The following is a 16,439-nucleotide window of genomic DNA, read 5'->3' as shown; positions in this document are numbered from 1 at the left end:
ATGCTTACAGGCGGCCGCTGGCACCCTGAAGCCGGTCAAGCGTCTTCTCTTTGTGTTTAACCAATTGTCGGTCTAGCTTGTCCGACATGTCATCGATGGCAGCGTACATATCTTCAGCCTCAGCGGTTGCATTGATATCCGCCCCACGTATGTGCAGAGTTGCTTCCACCTTGTGATTCAATTTCTCAACGCTCAGGGTGACTTGGACGTTAGTAATTTGATCAAAGTGGGCGGCAAGGCGGTCGAGTTTCTTGGTGACATAATCTTTCAGAGCTTCAGTCACCTCTACATGATGTCCACTGATGTTGACTTGCATGTAACGCTCTCCTGCTGATCCCGATTCTCGACATTGGACTGCCCCCGGGATTGTACGGGCAGCCATGATTGAAAGTCTATCACTGTCATTGACAGTTAGCGCTGTTCTGAGACAAAAAATCTACTGGTCGATTTGTGGTATAAAGGCTCAGATAAGTTGCTTGCGCTCATTTGAGGGCGGAATATTCATCGATTCGCGATATTTGGCGATGGTTCGTCTTGCAACTTTTATACCCTGATCTCCCAGTAGTCCGGCAATCTTGTTGTCACTCAAAGGTTTTTTAGAATTTTCCTCTGATACCAGTTTTTTGATCAGAGCTCTGATGGCTGTAGATGAACATTCTCCCCCTGAGTCAGTGCTGACATGGCTGGAGAAAAAGTATTTCAGCTCAAACACGCCTCTTGGCGTATGCATGTATTTTTGGGTCGTGACCCTTGAAATAGTGGATTCATGCATCTCTACAGCTTGAGCAATGTCTGCCAGTACCAAGGGCTTCATAGCCTGTTCACCCTGTTCCAGGAATTCTTTCTGGAACTCGACAATTTTACCAGCCACTTTAAGCAGGGTTTCATTGCGACTCTGCAAATTTTTGAGGAACCATCGGGCTTCCTGTAGCTGGTTTTTCATAAACACGTTGTCGCGGCTATTGTTTGCACGCTGCACCATAGAAGCGTAGCTGTTATTGATGCGAAGTCTGGGTAGAGATTCAGAATTCAACTCAACGACCCAGCGATCTTTAATTTTGCTAACCGATATATCCGGGGTGACGTATTCTGTTTCAGTCTGCCCAATCTCGGATCCAGGCCTTGGGTTGAGACTCTGAACCAGATTAAGTGCTTCTCTGAGCTGATGTTCCTTAAGGCGGGTTCGGCGCATGATTTGTGCGTAATCCCGGCTACCCAGAGCTTGCAGGTGGTTCTGAATTAACAGGCGGGCTTCTTTCAGGAAGTGGGTTTCTTCAGGTAGCTGGTTTAGTTGGACTTCAAGGCATTCTTTCAGGCTGGCACTGGCACAGCCAACCGGATCAAAATGAAGAATACGCCGCTGCATCACCTGAAGCTCTTCAAAATCCAGTTCTTCTATCTGTGCCTGTAATGACTGGTAAATATCTTGCAGGGGGTGGGTTAAATAGCCGTCGTTGCTGGTAGCTTCTATTATCGACAGTCCCATCAATCTGTCGCGGTCTGTCATAGGCGTCAGGTTTAACTGCCATTCCAGATAGTCTTGAAGAGATTCAGAGGCACGAGATCGAGCAAAAGGATCATGCTCTTCATCGCTTGAGGCTGGCAGGCTGGAATAGACGTCATCCCACCCGGAGTCTACTGGCAGATCGTTGGGAATGCTTTCAGTCCACTCAGGTTCTTCAGGCTCTGGCGTTTGTTCAGCTTTTTCATTGAAGTCAACGGGCTGCTCTCCCTCGTCACGGGATGCAGACGGTTCTTCTGCGGATTCTTCAGACTCCAGCATCGGATTGGATTCAAGAGCTTCCTGGATTTCCTGCTGAAGGTCCAGAGTGGAAAGTTGAAGAAGCCTTATGGCCTGTTGCAGCTGAGGAGTCATGGTCAGCTGCTGGCCCATTTTTAGCTGTAAGGATGGCTTCATAGGGCAACCGTATACCTTTACTTCGATGTCTGCACTGAGGGTGCCAGAATAGGTGGCATGAACCCTCGGCAGTTATTACTCAGTGCCTGCTCATTATTATGATTAGGCTACTCTCCATGTCATCGCGATTATAATCACATCTGAAGCTTCGGGGGAAGTGGATTCATCATGGCGACTATGAAAAGAAGCTTTATGTTGATGGCAGGTTTGCTCGTGTTTTAAAGGCTCGGATGAAAAAAGCGAAAGGGTTTTGTGTGTCATGCAGGCATGGCAAATCCTATAGAGGGAGTAGAGGGTCGATAAACAATTTTAGAGAAAGTCGATTATTTCAAAGGCTGTGTCGATGCATCTCATAGGTAGACACTGTTGAGCGATTTTCATGAATATAGGTGGGCCGGGGGGATGCAGCGTCGTCGACTTCCTCCTCAACTTCAAGCCAGCCAACTATGGCAACAGGACCCGCATACACATCGACTGCTGGGCAGATGGGGGCATGCCTTTAAGACAATCAGGATACCTGCTGGTAGCGATACAGGTCAGATACAGGAACTGGAAGCGCATCCTGAAGCTATGATTTTGCATCGTGGCAGCTCGATTATGGGGGCATTTCGTTATGCTGATTAATGACCGTGGTCGTTGGATTTTACTCGATAACGATCAAGAGCCGCTGGTGCTTGAGAATCCGGAGGATGTCCTGAGAGAGAATAAGCTTTATCCGTATCTGATTCATTACCGATTTGCTTGATAGGCAGTAAGGGTGACTTGTTTTAAGAGGGAATCTTCTACTGACAGGTCGCTTGCCAGTAGAAGTAAGGCTATGAAGAAAGAAGTGATTAGGGCTTGTCTCGAAATGATTTTCCGATTAAAACGTGGGCTCCGTTCACCCTGAGCTTCGACAGGCTCAGGCCGAACGGGTTTTGCTCAAAAAGAACGTTATTTCCTGACTATTCCTTAGAGGCTGAACTGATGCCCAAGGTATACGTCACGGACCTTTTGGTTGGTCAGTACGGTTTGACTGTCACCTTCAGCAATAATAGTGCCTTCGCTGACTATGTAGGCCTTCTCACAGATATCCAGGGTTTCCCGGACATTGTGGTCTGTGATCAGGACGCCAATACCCCGGGTTTTCAGGTGCGTAATAATAGCCTTGATATCACCAACAGAAATGGGGTCAACACCAGCGAAGGGCTCGTCCAGCAGAATAAATTGTGGGTCAGTGCATAGCGCACGGGCAATCTCCACTCGACGCTTTTCACCACCGGAAAGACTCATACCCAGGTTGTTTCTGATATGAGTAATATTGAACTCTTCCAGCAGGGACTCCATTTTGTCTATTCGATCTTTCTTGGAAAGATCGGGACGGGTTTCCAATATTGCAAGAAGGTTGTCAGTCACGGTTAACTTTCTGAAAATAGAAACTTCCTGCGGTAGGTAGCCAACGCCGGCTTTGGCACGGCCATGCATAGGCTTATGAGTCAAATCCTGACCGCTGAGATTGACATGGCCACCGTCAGCCTTAACAAGGCCTACAATCATATAGAAGCAGGTTGTTTTGCCTGCACCATTGGGACCCAGAAGTCCGACAATCTGGCCACTGTCAACAGCCAGAGATACATCTTTGACGACCTGTCTGCTCTTGTAACTTTTACTGAGATGTTCAGCCTTAAGCGTTGCCATCCGGAATCTGTTATCCTATTTAAAGGTAAACTGTCGTTTTCATGACAGCTATTTTAAACGTTTACTATAAAAAGGCAGCCTGTTCAGACTCTGTAGCTTTTTCCAGTTACGGAATGGGTAACATTGCCGATTCTTGACTGCTCGCCTGCCTGAGTGATTGAGCCGTATATGAGGTGGATGTCAGATACGATCTACTGTTTTTGTTCAGGCTTAGGCTGATAAATCATTTTTACGCGGCCATCAGGGCTGCTTTTGTTTTCACTGCTTTTGGCGTTTACAGTTTGTTTGGTCAGGTCGTAATCAATACGTTCACCTGTAAAGGTATCACCCTTTTGGGTCAACTGAGCCTGTTTGACCAGTTTAATCTTGTCGCCCGCCACTTGGTAGTCAATGGTATGACCCCAGGCCTGCAGAGTGCCTTGATCTTCGGGCTGCTGTTCTTCGTAGTAAGCTCTTTTCTTGTAGCCTTCTGCTACGATTTTTTGAACTTCCTGCTTAAAGGAGTAGACGGTTACCTTATCGCCGGTAATCCGTGTTGTGCCCTGAATCATAACGACATCACCTTTATAAATAGAGATGCCTTTTTTGTTGTCGATATCAGCCGTGTTAGACTCGATTTCAATAGGCTTTTGCCGGTCAGATGGCAGGGCCTGAGCCATGGTAGGAAGCAACAACATGGCTCCCAGCATCAGGTAATGTTCGACTCCTTTGCGTCGACTCCGTTTATCTGGCCGCGCATTCGGATCAAGGTGTTTGGTCTGTTCATGGCTTTGGCTCATGAAATCCTCTTACCCTAGACTTGAGTTTAACCAGACTCTCCTTGTAGAAAGCCTCCATTCCAATGGCGCGCGTACGGCCGGTATCGTTGGTGATGAGTACCGGTCGGTCGGTAACGGCCAGCCCCTTTTCAGAGTATATGGTGATGAAATCAGTGTCCATGCGCACCTTGCTGCCATTGTTGAGATCCGCCTGAGTCATCACTACATCATCCCAGAGCTCTATATCCTGATTGCCAGGCAACAGTTTGCCATTGAGTGCGTCTGCAACCAAAGGTTTCTGAGGGTCACTGAAACTTTCCACATGAGGGGTCTGCAGCAGTGTTGTATCGTTATGGGGGTAATGAGTAATGCTGTTGGAAGTCAAGATATAGTCCAGCTCGCCTGCTTTATCGTACTGGGTAATTTGCGTATCAATAAGGTAATAGTCAGCATTCTCCCGAACCAGAGGCGGCTTTTTCTGAGCCCCCACATGGAGGTTGCTGTCATAAGCCCAATAGCCAATACCGATCAGTGTCAGCATCAGGAAAGCAATCAGTATAGAGTTCCGATTGGGCATCAGGTATCAGGCTCCGGGTCACAATCAGGTCAGACATCTTAATATGTAGGGTCTGACTAAATAAGGCTACGGGGGAGGATTGGCAACACTCTGTCTCCCGGGAAAATGATGCTCAGTTTATGCTGTCGGCAGCATTTTCGTAGCAAATGAATACAGTCTATCATGATTTTTTTTGATCATCAGGGACTGCCAGCGAATGTTTTCAAATGCTAGACACTAGCTGTCGGCCTACTGTAATTAGAGTTGAACAATCGTACTTGGCTTGTCAGAAAACTTTTGAATATATCTGAATATAAAAGTGTCGCTGGAAATGCAGACAGGCAATACAGCGACACCTTTTAATAACCTGAAGTCTTATTTCAGATAGCTGGCCAGCATATCATCCAATTTGCCTTTGGCTGCCAGAATGAAGTCGCAGAACTCTCTTGCAGCTCCCTCGCCTCCACGATTCAGCGTTACAGCTGAAGAGTGTTCGCGGACATAATAATGCCCATTGGGTACCGTGCAACCAAAGCCTACCTGGCGTATGGCAGGAAGGTCAGGCAGGTCGTCACCGATGTAAGCGACTTCTTCCAGGGTGATACCCTGACCTTCTTCCTGCAGTAATTCGTTAAGAGCAACAAACTTGTCTTCACGGCCCTGATAAAGAAAGTCTACTCCCAGGTCAGAGGAACGCTTTTCAACAAAGACAGAGCGACGGCCTGTAATAATGGCAGTCTTGACCCCGGCTTGTTTGAGCATTTTCAGACCATGACCATCCAGAGTGTTGAATATTTTCAGCGCTTCACCGTTTTCACCAAACAGTAATTTACCGTCAGTGAGGACACCGTCGACATCAAAGACTGCCAGGCGAACATTGGCGGCGGCAGATTGTAAGGATGAACTGATCATACTACGCCTGCCTTCAGTAGGTCGTGCATATTGATAGCACCAATCAGTTTGTTCTCGTCATCGACACAGATCAGGGCGTTGATTTTCCGGTCATCCATGATCTTCAGTGCTTCTGCTGCAAGAATTTCGGGGTGGATGGTTTTGCAATGGCCGGTCATGACGTCATCAATACGGGTGGACTTGGGATCAACCCCTTTATCCAGGGCCCGGCGAAGATCACCGTCTGTGAAAATGCCAATGACATGACGCTGGTCATCGACAATGGCGGTCATGCCCAGACCTTTTCGAGTGACTTCCAGCAAGGCATCACCCATGGGGGTGCCCAGAGTGACTTCGGGGACCCGACTGCCGCTGTGCATAATGTCTTTGACTTTCAGAAGAAGTCGTTTGCCCAGAGAACCGCCAGGGTGTGAGAAAGCAAAGTCTTCGGCGGTAAATCCACGGGCTTCCAGCAAGGCAATTGCCAAAGCGTCTCCCATTACCAGAGCTGCAGTCGTGCTGGAGGTGGGAGCCAGATCTAGAGGACAGGCTTCTTTTTCAACACTGGTGTTGAGGTGGGCTTCAGCATCTTTGGCCAGTGTGGAATCCGGGTTGCCGGTCATGCTGATCAGGGGCGTTCCCAGTCTTTTCAGCAGAGGTAGCAGGGTAATGACTTCGCTGGTTTCGCCAGAATTGGAAAGCGCCAGAACCACGTCTTCCCTGGTGACCATTCCCATGTCACCATGACTGGCTTCCCCCGGGTGTACAAAGTAAGCGGGCGTTCCGGTGCTGGCAAGAGTGGCGGCGAGTTTACGGGCAATATGCCCTGACTTGCCCATGCCAACGACAATAACACGGCCACGGCACTCCAGCATGACCCGGCAGGCTTTGGCAAAGCTACTGTCGATCCTGTCGATCAGGCTCTGAACAGCTTCCAGTTCCATGGTAATGGTGCGGCGACCAATTGAGATAAACGGCTCGTCAGTAGTCATATTGCATACAGATTGGTTGTGACACGGCTATTCTATAGTGCCTTGTGCCACAGTAACAGCTTAGGGCACGATCTCGATTAATCATTGAACTCAGTTCTTTATGGATGTACTCAGGGCAAGGGTACAACAGTGCAGGAATACTGAGTGCTTTTCATTCTGTTGAAATACTGCAATGGGGGGCATAAAAGAGCCCTGACGGCAAATGTTAAGCCCGACCTTTAATAAAGAGTGCATTAGAGCCCTGATATGGCAATGAGTTCCCTGACTGAATGTCACTGGGGGCTTAAGGTCCCTTCAAGGAAATAGCTTCTTCAGCTGTGTTGGCTAAAAAGAGTACGGTTGCCACCAGACCAGGCCAGAGTTGTGCTACTGTCTGCTCTTGCCCCGAAACCCAGTGGTCGAATTGTTGTTGCATGGTCACATCCATGGGGCTTTGCACTCTTGGTTGAAAAAAACAGGGGGAGAGTCAGGGTCGTCATCCGGGGGCGAGCCGAAGGAGCAAACCAGAGGTTGGTTCAACGATTGTTTGCAGGCAGGATTGTCAATCATGTAAGTGCTTAATACGGCGGGTATGCAAGTATCTTCACTGCAGTGAGCCAGTTTGATTCGGCTGTGTAGCCGATAGTTATGAAGCCTGCTGGCTACCAGTAGCTTGATGCTGGAAATATCAGAAAGTGGCCAGCTGATATGATTGACGGTACAAACGGCTGCTCTCATATAAGGAAGAATGTCTTTTTCAACACCATTCCCCCAAGCTCTGATAACTTTTACGTTGTTTTTCAGGTGTTGAAGAACCTTGAATTTAAAATCTTCACCCTTATCGGGACAGCAGCGAGCTCGAGGCATTAAAATAGGGCCAGGAGGTAAACCGTGTTCTCTGAACCAGTCTCTTATAATATGTCTGTCTTCTTGCATTTTACCGGTCAGGAATACTACGAGCAATCCAGCTTGAATATCTGCATGAATGGCTCTGAAAACTGGGTCAAACGGGTCTCTGAGGTTTTTTGCTTTTTCGCTGCCAGTTTGTATTTGGCCTGGACGGTACCCCCTATGTCGTAAAAGACTGCTTGTCGGGCTTCGCCGTAAGGTAGAACGGTGACCAGTTGTCGACTTTCATGAACTCTATTGTGTCCTGTTAAACGGGTTCTGAACACGATTCGTTGCAGGTCGTTGCTGGGTGCGAGTTTGGGCAGGCTTACTTGAATATGACCTGTTGTTCCGGATCTTATACTCTCTTTATCGAACTCTGCATTGTACCAATGGGTTCCATCTGTGGACCATTCTATTTGACCCTCAATGGGCTGAAGCTCGGGCCCGTTAAGAATCATTAATACGGTGAGGTGTTCAGTTGCCAGATTTTTCTGGCTGACGAGCAGATCAGAGCCTGCAGAGTAAAATTCCATGCTTTTATCAGAAACAGTGCCGGGTGACAGCGTCATGAGCTGGTCAAGTAACTTGAGGTCGTTTTGGGGCCAAGCATTATTTATCATGATCAAGGCTGACAGTAATAGCCAGAGTGTACTTGTTATTAATTTCATCTGTCCGTAAAGGGCTCTTTGAGTTGGCCCGAATGTTTTAAAATCAGCTAAGCATAGACAGATATAAGCAGGTTGATGGAAAAAACAATCAGTTATGAAGAAAGGGAGGTGGTTGGAAGGGCTCAGGGTTGGCCCTCCCAAAAAGAAATCAGTGTTGAATAAAGAGCCAGGCCCCGTAAAGGCAATAAATCGATAGCAGAACAATGCCCGTCACTTTACCCAGATGTTTAGGCTTCTTACCTATCAGGCAGACCAGTGCCAGTAGGATTGTCATACCCAACATGACTGGATAGTCTCTCAAAATCACCGCTTGATCCAGTGCTCCTGGAGCGACCAGTCCTGGCATGGAGAGGACGGCCAGCAGATTGAATATGTTTGAGCCAATTACATTGCCCAGGGCAATATCATGGTGGCCTTTCAGGGCGCTGGTAACTGAAGCTGCCAGCTCGGGCAGGCTGGTACCAATGGCAACGATGGTCAGTCCGATCACCAGGTCGCTGATACCCATCATTTGAGCAATTTCGGTGGCTCCCCAAACCAGTAATTGTGAACTGCCTAACAGGAGTAAAAGACCGGAGCCCAGCATAAACCAGGCTTTTGAAGGAGATAATTCAGGAATATCTTCATCATCACCCACAGGCTCATCCGGGTGCTGCTTTTGCCAGCGAATCATCAGGTATAAAGTGATGATCAGCCCTGAGAGCAGGATCAGGCCATCTATTCTGCCCAGATAGCCATTAGCAATACAGACGCCAGCAATAATCGTAATAGCCAGAAGCAGGGGGATCTCTCTTTTAGCCAATGCAGCCTTGACGGGTAGGGGCGCTATAAGAGCTGTAACACCCAGTACCAGACCCATATTGGCGATATTGGAGCCCATGGCATTACCCACTGCGAGTCCCGGAAAGCCCTGCAGGGCTGACATCAGGGAGACCAGAATCTCAGGCGCAGAAGTGCCAATAGAGACGACTGTCAGGCCGATCAGCATTCTGGATACGTTCATGTTGCTGGCTGTGGCAGCTGCACCGGCTACGAAACGGTCAGCGCTCCAAGTCAGGATGATGAAGCCAACCAGAATGGCAGCAAGGGCGATGAGCATAGGGCAAATTCTCTTTTCTTATTCAGGGTGATTGGGTGAGATGTTATTTACATAAACAGCGGCAAAGTATTTATCTTCAGTAAGCAGTCATGGGCGAAGAAATATATTTTTCATGACCCCCACTCAGAAAAGGGAATACATAAAAAATGCTTTTCACGGTAAACACTGTGAAAAAACTGTCATTAGAAATGAAACAGTCATTCCCCAGGCGGACTAGTTTATTAGGCATTGTTCAAGCAATCCAGACTTAACCTGGAAATATACAGCTTAAGACTCTTGAGAGTGAAATAAGGGTAAATAGCCAGTAAATAACCGATAGATCATCCATTTGGATATCGAGACTCTAATAAGGATATGTTCTGATGGTTCAAAAGAAAGCCGAAAGCCGCCATAATTAGAAACAGGTCAGTAGTAAACTGTCAGGGAACAACAGTTACTAGTGAGTGCAGTCCATACAGATGCAAGGAATCGCCTTCCAATGACTGAGGCAAGTGATAATTTTATAGAGATTCGCGGTTTGACGTTTCATCGCGGCAATCGAACTATTTTTAATAATGTTGATATCACCATTCCCAGGGGGAAGGTGGTGGGCATCATGGGTCCATCTGGTACAGGTAAAACAACATTATTACGCTTGATTGGACGTCAGCTCCGGCCTGATTCCGGACAGATCTTTGTTGATGGGCAAAATCTTGATCTGCTTTCCCGCGAAGAACTGTTTCGTACCCGCCGTAAAATGGGCATGCTTTTTCAGAGTGGCGCGCTTTTTACCGATCTGTCGGTATTTGAGAATGTTGCTTTTCCTTTACGTATCCATACCCAGCTGGCTGAGCCGATGATCAGGGACATCGTTTTTATGAAGCTGGAAGCGGTAGGGCTGAGGGGGGCATGGTCTTTAATGCCTGCTGAATTGTCGGGAGGCATGAATCGTCGAGTGGCGCTGGCCAGGGGGATTGCGTTGGATCCGGCCATGGTGATGTACGACGAGCCTTTTGTAGGGCAGGACCCTATTGCAATGGGCGTTCTTGTGAAGCTGATCAGAATGTTGAATGACGCACTGAATATCACCAGTGTCGTGGTTTCTCATGATCTGCATGAAACGGCGTCGATTTCGGACTATCTCTATCTTATTGCGGATGGAGAAGTGATTGGACAGGGGGATCCTGACAGTTTGATGAGTTCGAATGATTCCCGGGTTAAACAGTTTATGAACGGGCTGTCCGATGGTCCGGTGCCATTCCACTACCCGGCACCCGATTATAAAGAAGCATTGCTGGGTGGGGAGATCGGATGAGTACAGGTATTCTTGACAGGGTTGCGCAACTGGGTCGTTTTGGGCTGGATCAGATTCAGTCTATCGGTCGTGCAGGTGTCTTTCTGATACTGGCTATTTTTTCCAGAGCCGGGTTTAGCAATCGATTCTCCCTGTTGATACAGCAGCTCTACAGTGTCGGCGTTATGTCGCTGATTATTGTCACAGTGTCAGGGTTGTTTATCGGGATGGTTCTAGCATTGCAGGGCTATAACATTCTGATTCGATACGGTTCTGAAGACGCGGTTGGTCAGATGGTCGCTCTTAGTCTTTTGAGAGAACTGGGGCCGGTTGTAACGGCGTTGTTGTTTGCCGGACGAGCAGGTTCTGCCCTGACGGCTGAAATTGGATTGATGAAAACCACCGAACAGCTTTCCAGTATGGAAATGATTGGTGTTGATCCGCTTAAAAGAGTGATTGCCCCACGGTTCTGGGCGGGCGTTATCTCTATGCCGTTGCTGGCCGCTATTTTCAGTCTGGTTGGTATATTAGGGGCTGTTATGGTCGGTGTTGACTGGCTGGGTATTTACGAAGGTTCTTTCTGGGCCAGTATGCAGGCTTCGGTCAATCTGGTGGCGGATATCGGAAATGGCCTGATTAAAAGTCTTGTTTTTGGTTTTGTGGTGACCTGGATAGCTGTATTTCAGGGGTATGATGCCATTCCCACGTCCGAAGGGGTCAGTCGGGCCACAACAAGGACTGTTGTTTATTCTTCGCTGGCCATTCTGGGGCTGGATTTCATTTTGACCGCTGTCATGTTTGGAGAACTCTAAGATGCGGATGAGAACTATAGAGATAAGTGTCGGCGGTTTTATGTTGGCCGGGATGCTGGCGCTGGTGGTTCTGGCACTGAAAGTCAGTGGTCTCTCACTGGAAAGTGGTCAGCAGACTTATACAGTCAGTGCCATGTTTGATAACACCGGAACACTCAAGCCCAGAGCCAAAGTGGCCCTGGCCGGGGTTATTATTGGCAGGGTGACCAGGGTTGAACTTGATAAACAGACCTATATGGCCAAGGTCGAGATGGAAATTGATTCCCATGTTGATAACATTCCTCTGGACAGTACGGCGTCTATCGTGACAGCAGGCCTGTTAGGTGAGAAATATATTGGTATCAGCATTGGAGGCGATATTGATTACATCAAGGACGGTGGTCGTTTCGAAGACACTCAGTCAGCCGTTATACTGGAAGAGTTGATTGGCAAGTTCCTTCTGGGTTCAGTCAATAATGACGAATAAAGAAGGTCTGAAAACCGCATGGGTTTTATAGAGTGCAGTGCAAAGCAGTACAAACCTGGATAAAAGCCTGCATAGGAGGATGGAAGCAAGAATGAAAATGGTAAAGTCTGTTCAACCGTTTCTGATAGCTCTGGCATGCCTGATGATGGCGGCCGTGTCTTATGCTGCACCTGTGTTGCAGCCACCTGAAGAAGAAGTTAAAAAAATCACTACTGAGCTGTTGGATACGTTCAATAAGAACAAGGAACAGTACAAGAAAAACCCCGATGGTTTTTTCAAAGAAGTGGATCGTCTTTTATCACCGGTAGTGGCTTTTGATCAGGTAGGTCGATATGTCATGGGCAAATATGCCCACCGTAACCCAGATCAGGTTGTTAAATTTGAATCGGAATTCAAAGACAGTCTGATTCGTTTTTACGGGAAGGCATTGTTGTCACTGGATGACACCAGTCTGATTATTGACAGTGTGGATAAAACCTCTCCTGAGCTATTGAAGAAATATCAGGAAGGTAAAACCAGTCGTATACCCGTTAAAATGAAGATTCGTACCAGCAACAGTACTGTAGAGATCTTTTACTCTATGGTGCATGTTGATGGTCGCTGGAAGTTGCGCAATGTGACCATTGAAGGGATCAATATTGCCAAGCAGTTCCAGAGTCAGTTTGCTGATGCCGTCGACAGACACAAAAAAGTGCCTTATGTGGTGGAGAATTGGACAGCGATCATGTCGTCTTCTACCGATAAAGGCAGCAAGAAGTAATCTTTCCCATTTTTTATTGGCTAAGGATTTGTCTCGAAATAAATTCCCGATTAAAACGTAGGTTCCGTTCACCCTGAGGCTGTCGAAGGGTGATGGTTCTGGTCTTCGACAGACTCGGCGAGAACGGGGTTGGGTCAAAGGAAACTATTTCCGGACTTTTCATTAAGGGCTTTCAGGAATCCGCTATTATGCAGCTTGAACGATTGGCACCAGGACACTTTTCCCTAAACGGAATTGTCAACTTTGATAATGCGGTTGAGGTCGAAAGCGAGGGGCGAAAGTTACTGGAAAAAGACATCAGCCCTGACGGTGTCCTGAAAGTCAGTCTCGGCAATCTGCTTAAAGGTGACAGCTCGACTCTTTCCGTTTGCCTGTCCTGGATTCGGTTAGCTCAAGATAAAGGGGGGCATCTTTGCCTTTCTGATATGCCTGAGGAACTTGCTGCCTTAGCCAAGGTCTGTGGTATAGCACCTATTCTGCAGGAAAATTCTTGCTCGTAAGCTTTGTGAGCTATTGGTGAGACACACTGCAGGCTGTCTATTTGCGACCAGTCCCATTGCTGGGGGTGGTCAGTGCAGTCAATGTCCGATATGATTCATCGGTTTGCCCGCAAGCACACTCGAGTGGTGTCAGCTTGTTGAATGGCTGTTGGCTAAGACTTGGTGGCCAAGGGGAGCAGAGCGTCATGCTCAAAAGCATGAGTCCGGCAGGCTCCTGATTGCCATCATATCCACTATTTTTTTCATGGAAATACCGCTGTTCGGCGGTGTTTTTGTGTTTATGCTTTAGGCATGGGGCGGCTTCTCCGCCTTATGACTGTTTTGAGAGGTGAATGCATGCAAGCCACCGAAGTGAAGGCGCTGCTGGAAGAGAGTATCCCCGGATCAGAGGTTCTGGTAGAAGGGGAAGGCTGTGACTTTCGGCTGACCATTATCAGTGACCAGTTTGAAGGGGCTCTGCCTGTCAAACGTCAGCAGATGGTGTACAAGCACCTGAATGAACTGATCGCCAGTGGTGCCATTCATGCGGTGACCATGACCACCCTGACACCTTCAGAAGCCCAACGCCAGGCCTAACCAGCGGATCACAGGTGAATATTATGATGGATAAACTGATCATCACTGGTGGTACGCGTCTGGATGGCGAGATCCGTATCTCTGGTGCTAAAAACTCTGCACTGCCTATTCTGGCAGCAACCCTGCTGGCGGATGACCCTGTCACCGTTTGCAACCTTCCTCATTTGCACGACATTACCACCATGTTTGAGCTGTTTGGCTGCATGGGTATTGATCTGATGGTGGATGAGCGGATGAACGTAGAAGTTCATGCCAGTACTATCAAGCAGTTGAGAGCCCCGTATGAACTGGTGAAAACCATGAGGGCTTCCATTCTGGTATTGGGTCCGCTACTGGCTCGGTTCGGTCGGGCAGAAGTCTCTCTTCCAGGTGGTTGTGCCATTGGCAGCCGTCCGGTCGATCTGCACATTCGTGGCCTGCAGGCCATGGGGGCAGATATTGTCGTTGAAGATGGTTATATCAAGGCCAGCGTCAAAGATCGCCTGAAAGGGGCTCGTATCTTTATGGATACCGTCACAGTAACCGGTACTGAGAACATTCTCATGGCGGCTTGTCTGGCTGATGGCGAGACCATTATTGAGAATGCTGCCCGTGAGCCCGAAGTGGTGGATCTGGCGGAATGCCTGATGACCATGGGCGCCAAAATAGAAGGTGCCGGCACGGATGTTATCCGGGTTCAGGGTGTTGAGCGTCTTCATGGGTGTACTTACTCTGTTCTGCCTGACCGTATTGAAACCGGTACTTACCTGATTGCTGCTGCAGCAACCGGAGGTCGCGTTCGACTCAAGGATACTCAGCCCGATCTGCTGGACGCCATTCTGATCAAACTTCGCGAGGCAGGAGCTTCTGTTGAGTGGGGTGAAGACTGGATTGAGCTGGATATGAGAGGAAAGCGTCCGGGTTCTATTGACCTGAGAACCGCACCTTATCCAGCCATGCCTACCGATATACAGGCTCAGTTCACTGCTCTGAATCTGATTGCAGAAGGTGTAGGCAGTATTACTGAAACCGTCTTTGAAAACCGTTTCATGCACGTACAGGAAATGAGGCGCATGGGCGCTGACGTGAAAGTGGAAGGCAACACGGTTGTGATCAAGGGGGTTGATTCTCTGAAAGCTGCGCCGGTTATGGCAACGGACCTCAGAGCATCTGCCAGTCTGGTTATTGCTGGTTTGATTGCTGAAGGTGATACGGTGGTTGAGCGGATCTACCACATCGATCGTGGTTACGAATGTATTGAAGAAAAGCTTCAGCAGCTGGGTGCGAAAATTCGTCGTGTCCCTGCCTGATTGATTGACTTTTTTGGGGGGGCTGTTTCAGCCTCCCATTGCTTCTGATTCCCCTTCTTCACCTTTTCCTGATGTTTTTCCTGATTAAATTGCAAAATTCCCTGTCTGCGCTGGCTTGTACCCCCTCACGTTATCTTCTGTTTGGTGTAAACTACGCACCTTAACGCGAAGGAAGCCTGTCCCAGATGTCCAGCCAGATCACAATAGCGCTTTCCAAAGGGCGCATACTTAAAGATACGTTACCTCTGCTCAAGGCAGCCGGTATTGAATTAGCTGAAGATCCTGCCAAGAGTCGGAAACTGATCATTCCAACGACTCATGCAGACGTCAATCTGCTGATTGTCAGAGCCAGTGATGTGCCTACCTATGTTGAATATGGTGCGGCGGATGTGGGTGTGGCAGGAAAAGACGTGCTGCTGGAACATGGCTCGACAGAACTTTATGAGCCACTGGATCTTCAGATTGCACAATGCAAACTGATGACAGCAGGTAAAACCGGGTATGAAGAGCCGGCAACGGGTCGGGTTAAGGTCGCTACCAAATTTGTGAATGTCGCCAAACGTTACTATGCCTCCCAGGGGCGTCAGGCTGATATTATCAAGCTCTATGGCTCAATGGAGTTGGCACCTCTGGTCGGCCTGGCAGACATCATTATTGATGTTGTAGATACCGGTAATACACTCAGGGCCAATGGACTTGAGCCAAGAGACCTGATCACCGATATTTCTTCCAGACTGGTTGTAAATAAAGCTTCTATGAAAGTGAAATTTGAAGCCATTAATGCATTGATTCAGCAGCTGAGTGCTGCAGTAGATGCCCAGACTAATTAAACAGCCATGAGCGGAAAATGCTGCTCATCCCAAAACATGAAAATGGCTACAAAGTCTGTTATAGCTGCATTTTCATAGTAAACAGCCATGAGCGCAAAGTGCTGCTCATCCCAAAACATGAAAATGGCTACAGAGACTGAATAAGCGGCATTTTCATAGTAAACAGCCATGAGCGGAAAATGCAGCTCATACCGAAATATGAAAATGACTACAGAGCCTGAATAAGCGGCATTTTCATAGTAAACAGCCATGAGCGGAAAATGCAGCTCATACCGAAATATGAAAATGACTACAGAGCCTGAATAAGCGGCATTTTCATAGTAAACAGCCATGAGCGGAAAATGCAGCTCATACCGAAATATGAAAATGACTACAGAGCCTGAATAAGCGGCATTTTCATAGTAAACAGCCATGAGCGGAAAATGCAGCTCATACCGAAATATGAAAATGACTACAGAGCCTGAATAAGCGGCATTTTCATAGTAAATAGTGCGACGGAGTAAT

General features: G+C 48.0%; 22 protein-coding genes. 10 read left to right on the top strand and 12 right to left on the bottom strand.

Features of this window, described 5'->3' with window-relative positions; all coding sequences use genetic code 11:
* Nucleotides 1–4 precede the first annotated feature (4 nt).
* The gene (gene hpf / locus GZ78_RS02975) at nucleotides 5–316 is read right to left on the bottom strand and encodes a ribosome hibernation-promoting factor, HPF/YfiA family (RefSeq protein WP_034832666.1); all 312 of its coding nucleotides are present in this window, start codon (nucleotides 314–316) and stop codon (nucleotides 5–7) included.
* 147 nt (nucleotides 317–463) lie between these two features.
* On the bottom strand, nucleotides 464–1,918 hold the full coding sequence (locus GZ78_RS02970) for an RNA polymerase factor sigma-54 (RefSeq protein ID WP_034832664.1): 1,455 nt from the start codon (nucleotides 1,916–1,918) through the stop codon (nucleotides 464–466).
* 402 nt (nucleotides 1,919–2,320) lie between these two features.
* On the opposite strand from GZ78_RS02970, the gene GZ78_RS02965 reads away from it, so the two are divergent.
* Together GZ78_RS02965 and GZ78_RS30575 are read left to right on the top strand one after the other, a co-directional pair.
* The gene (locus tag GZ78_RS02965) at nucleotides 2,321–2,542 is read left to right on the top strand and encodes a hypothetical protein (protein ID WP_034832662.1); all 222 of its coding nucleotides are present in this window, start codon (nucleotides 2,321–2,323) and stop codon (nucleotides 2,540–2,542) included.
* Nucleotides 2,532–2,663: a hypothetical protein gene (locus GZ78_RS30575; RefSeq protein ID WP_269078730.1), complete on the top strand. Its 132-nt coding sequence runs from the start codon at nucleotides 2,532–2,534 to the stop codon at nucleotides 2,661–2,663. Before GZ78_RS02965 ends, GZ78_RS30575 begins: the two co-directional genes overlap by 11 nt.
* Before the next feature lie 206 nt (nucleotides 2,664–2,869).
* On the opposite strand, the gene lptB is transcribed toward GZ78_RS30575, so the two are convergent.
* The 9 genes from lptB to GZ78_RS02925 form a co-directional block, all read right to left on the bottom strand.
* The gene (gene lptB, locus GZ78_RS02960; RefSeq protein ID WP_034832661.1) at nucleotides 2,870–3,595 is read right to left on the bottom strand and encodes an LPS export ABC transporter ATP-binding protein; all 726 of its coding nucleotides are present in this window, start codon (nucleotides 3,593–3,595) and stop codon (nucleotides 2,870–2,872) included.
* A 191-nt stretch (nucleotides 3,596–3,786) separates the two neighbouring features.
* Nucleotides 3,787–4,374, bottom strand: coding sequence for a lipopolysaccharide transport periplasmic protein LptA (gene lptA, locus GZ78_RS02955; RefSeq protein WP_051785759.1), 588 nt, complete (start codon nucleotides 4,372–4,374; stop codon nucleotides 3,787–3,789).
* Nucleotides 4,358–4,930 carry an LPS export ABC transporter periplasmic protein LptC gene (gene lptC / locus GZ78_RS02950; RefSeq protein ID WP_034832659.1) on the bottom strand — a complete coding sequence of 191 codons (573 nt, stop codon included), beginning with the start codon at nucleotides 4,928–4,930 and terminating at the stop codon, nucleotides 4,358–4,360. Before lptC ends, lptA begins: the two co-directional genes overlap by 17 nt.
* A 354-nt stretch (nucleotides 4,931–5,284) precedes the next feature.
* Nucleotides 5,285–5,821, bottom strand: coding sequence for a KdsC family phosphatase (locus GZ78_RS02945; protein WP_152558519.1), 537 nt, complete (start codon nucleotides 5,819–5,821; stop codon nucleotides 5,285–5,287).
* Nucleotides 5,818–6,792 (bottom strand): KpsF/GutQ family sugar-phosphate isomerase, encoded by a 975-nt coding sequence (locus tag GZ78_RS02940; RefSeq protein ID WP_034832657.1) that lies wholly within the window; start codon nucleotides 6,790–6,792, stop codon nucleotides 5,818–5,820. Before GZ78_RS02940 ends, GZ78_RS02945 begins: the two co-directional genes overlap by 4 nt.
* Before the next feature lie 283 nt (nucleotides 6,793–7,075).
* The gene (locus GZ78_RS30570; RefSeq protein WP_269078729.1) at nucleotides 7,076–7,207 is read right to left on the bottom strand and encodes a hypothetical protein; all 132 of its coding nucleotides are present in this window, start codon (nucleotides 7,205–7,207) and stop codon (nucleotides 7,076–7,078) included.
* Between the two features lie 2 nt (nucleotides 7,208–7,209).
* The gene (locus tag GZ78_RS02935) at nucleotides 7,210–7,707 is read right to left on the bottom strand and encodes a hypothetical protein (RefSeq protein ID WP_034832655.1); all 498 of its coding nucleotides are present in this window, start codon (nucleotides 7,705–7,707) and stop codon (nucleotides 7,210–7,212) included.
* Between the two features lie 17 nt (nucleotides 7,708–7,724).
* Nucleotides 7,725–8,330 carry a hypothetical protein gene (locus GZ78_RS02930; RefSeq protein ID WP_152558517.1) on the bottom strand — a complete coding sequence of 202 codons (606 nt, stop codon included), beginning with the start codon at nucleotides 8,328–8,330 and terminating at the stop codon, nucleotides 7,725–7,727.
* A 148-nt stretch (nucleotides 8,331–8,478) separates the two neighbouring features.
* Nucleotides 8,479–9,429: a calcium/sodium antiporter gene (locus GZ78_RS02925; protein WP_034832651.1), complete on the bottom strand. Its 951-nt coding sequence runs from the start codon at nucleotides 9,427–9,429 to the stop codon at nucleotides 8,479–8,481.
* 478 nt (nucleotides 9,430–9,907) lie between these two features.
* Here GZ78_RS02925 and GZ78_RS02920 point away from each other — a divergent pair, with 478 nt between their 5' ends.
* The 8 genes from GZ78_RS02920 to hisG all read left to right on the top strand — a co-directional run bounded on the left by GZ78_RS02920 (nucleotide 9,908) and on the right by hisG (nucleotide 15,935).
* The gene (locus GZ78_RS02920; protein ID WP_034832649.1) at nucleotides 9,908–10,723 is read left to right on the top strand and encodes an ATP-binding cassette domain-containing protein; all 816 of its coding nucleotides are present in this window, start codon (nucleotides 9,908–9,910) and stop codon (nucleotides 10,721–10,723) included.
* Nucleotides 10,720–11,514: a lipid asymmetry maintenance ABC transporter permease subunit MlaE gene (gene mlaE, locus GZ78_RS02915; protein ID WP_034832648.1), complete on the top strand. Its 795-nt coding sequence runs from the start codon at nucleotides 10,720–10,722 to the stop codon at nucleotides 11,512–11,514. The genes GZ78_RS02920 and mlaE overlap by 4 nt, the downstream gene beginning before the upstream one ends.
* A 1-nt stretch (nucleotide 11,515) precedes the next feature.
* Entirely contained in the window at nucleotides 11,516–11,980 is a 465-nt protein-coding gene (gene mlaD, locus GZ78_RS02910) for an outer membrane lipid asymmetry maintenance protein MlaD (RefSeq protein ID WP_034832647.1), read from the top strand.
* Nucleotides 11,981–12,071: 91 nt separating this feature from the next.
* Nucleotides 12,072–12,740 (top strand): MlaC/ttg2D family ABC transporter substrate-binding protein, encoded by a 669-nt coding sequence (locus GZ78_RS02905; RefSeq protein WP_161787293.1) that lies wholly within the window; start codon nucleotides 12,072–12,074, stop codon nucleotides 12,738–12,740.
* A gap of 188 nt (nucleotides 12,741–12,928) precedes the next feature.
* A complete protein-coding gene (locus GZ78_RS02900; RefSeq protein ID WP_161787292.1) occupies nucleotides 12,929–13,240 on the top strand; it encodes an STAS domain-containing protein in 312 nt (103 codons plus the stop codon).
* Nucleotides 13,241–13,576: 336 nt separating this feature from the next.
* The gene (locus tag GZ78_RS02890) at nucleotides 13,577–13,816 is read left to right on the top strand and encodes a BolA family protein (RefSeq protein WP_034834068.1); all 240 of its coding nucleotides are present in this window, start codon (nucleotides 13,577–13,579) and stop codon (nucleotides 13,814–13,816) included.
* 26 nt (nucleotides 13,817–13,842) lie between these two features.
* On the top strand, nucleotides 13,843–15,105 hold the full coding sequence (gene murA / locus GZ78_RS02885) for a UDP-N-acetylglucosamine 1-carboxyvinyltransferase (protein WP_034834067.1): 1,263 nt from the start codon (nucleotides 13,843–13,845) through the stop codon (nucleotides 15,103–15,105).
* Between the two features lie 185 nt (nucleotides 15,106–15,290).
* Entirely contained in the window at nucleotides 15,291–15,935 is a 645-nt protein-coding gene (gene hisG, locus GZ78_RS02880; RefSeq protein WP_034832641.1) for an ATP phosphoribosyltransferase, read from the top strand.
* Here the strand turns inward: hisG and GZ78_RS02875 are convergent.
* Entirely contained in the window at nucleotides 15,932–16,348 is a 417-nt protein-coding gene (locus tag GZ78_RS02875) for a hypothetical protein (protein WP_034832639.1), read from the bottom strand. The two genes, hisG and GZ78_RS02875, sit on opposite strands and share 4 nt — an antisense overlap.
* Between the last annotated feature and the right edge of the window lie 91 nt (nucleotides 16,349–16,439).

It is taken from the genome of Endozoicomonas numazuensis, assembly GCF_000722635.1.
Taxonomy (GTDB): Bacteria; Pseudomonadota; Gammaproteobacteria; order Pseudomonadales; family Endozoicomonadaceae; genus Endozoicomonas_A; species Endozoicomonas_A numazuensis.
This window is presented reverse-complemented; position numbering and strand designations above follow the sequence as displayed.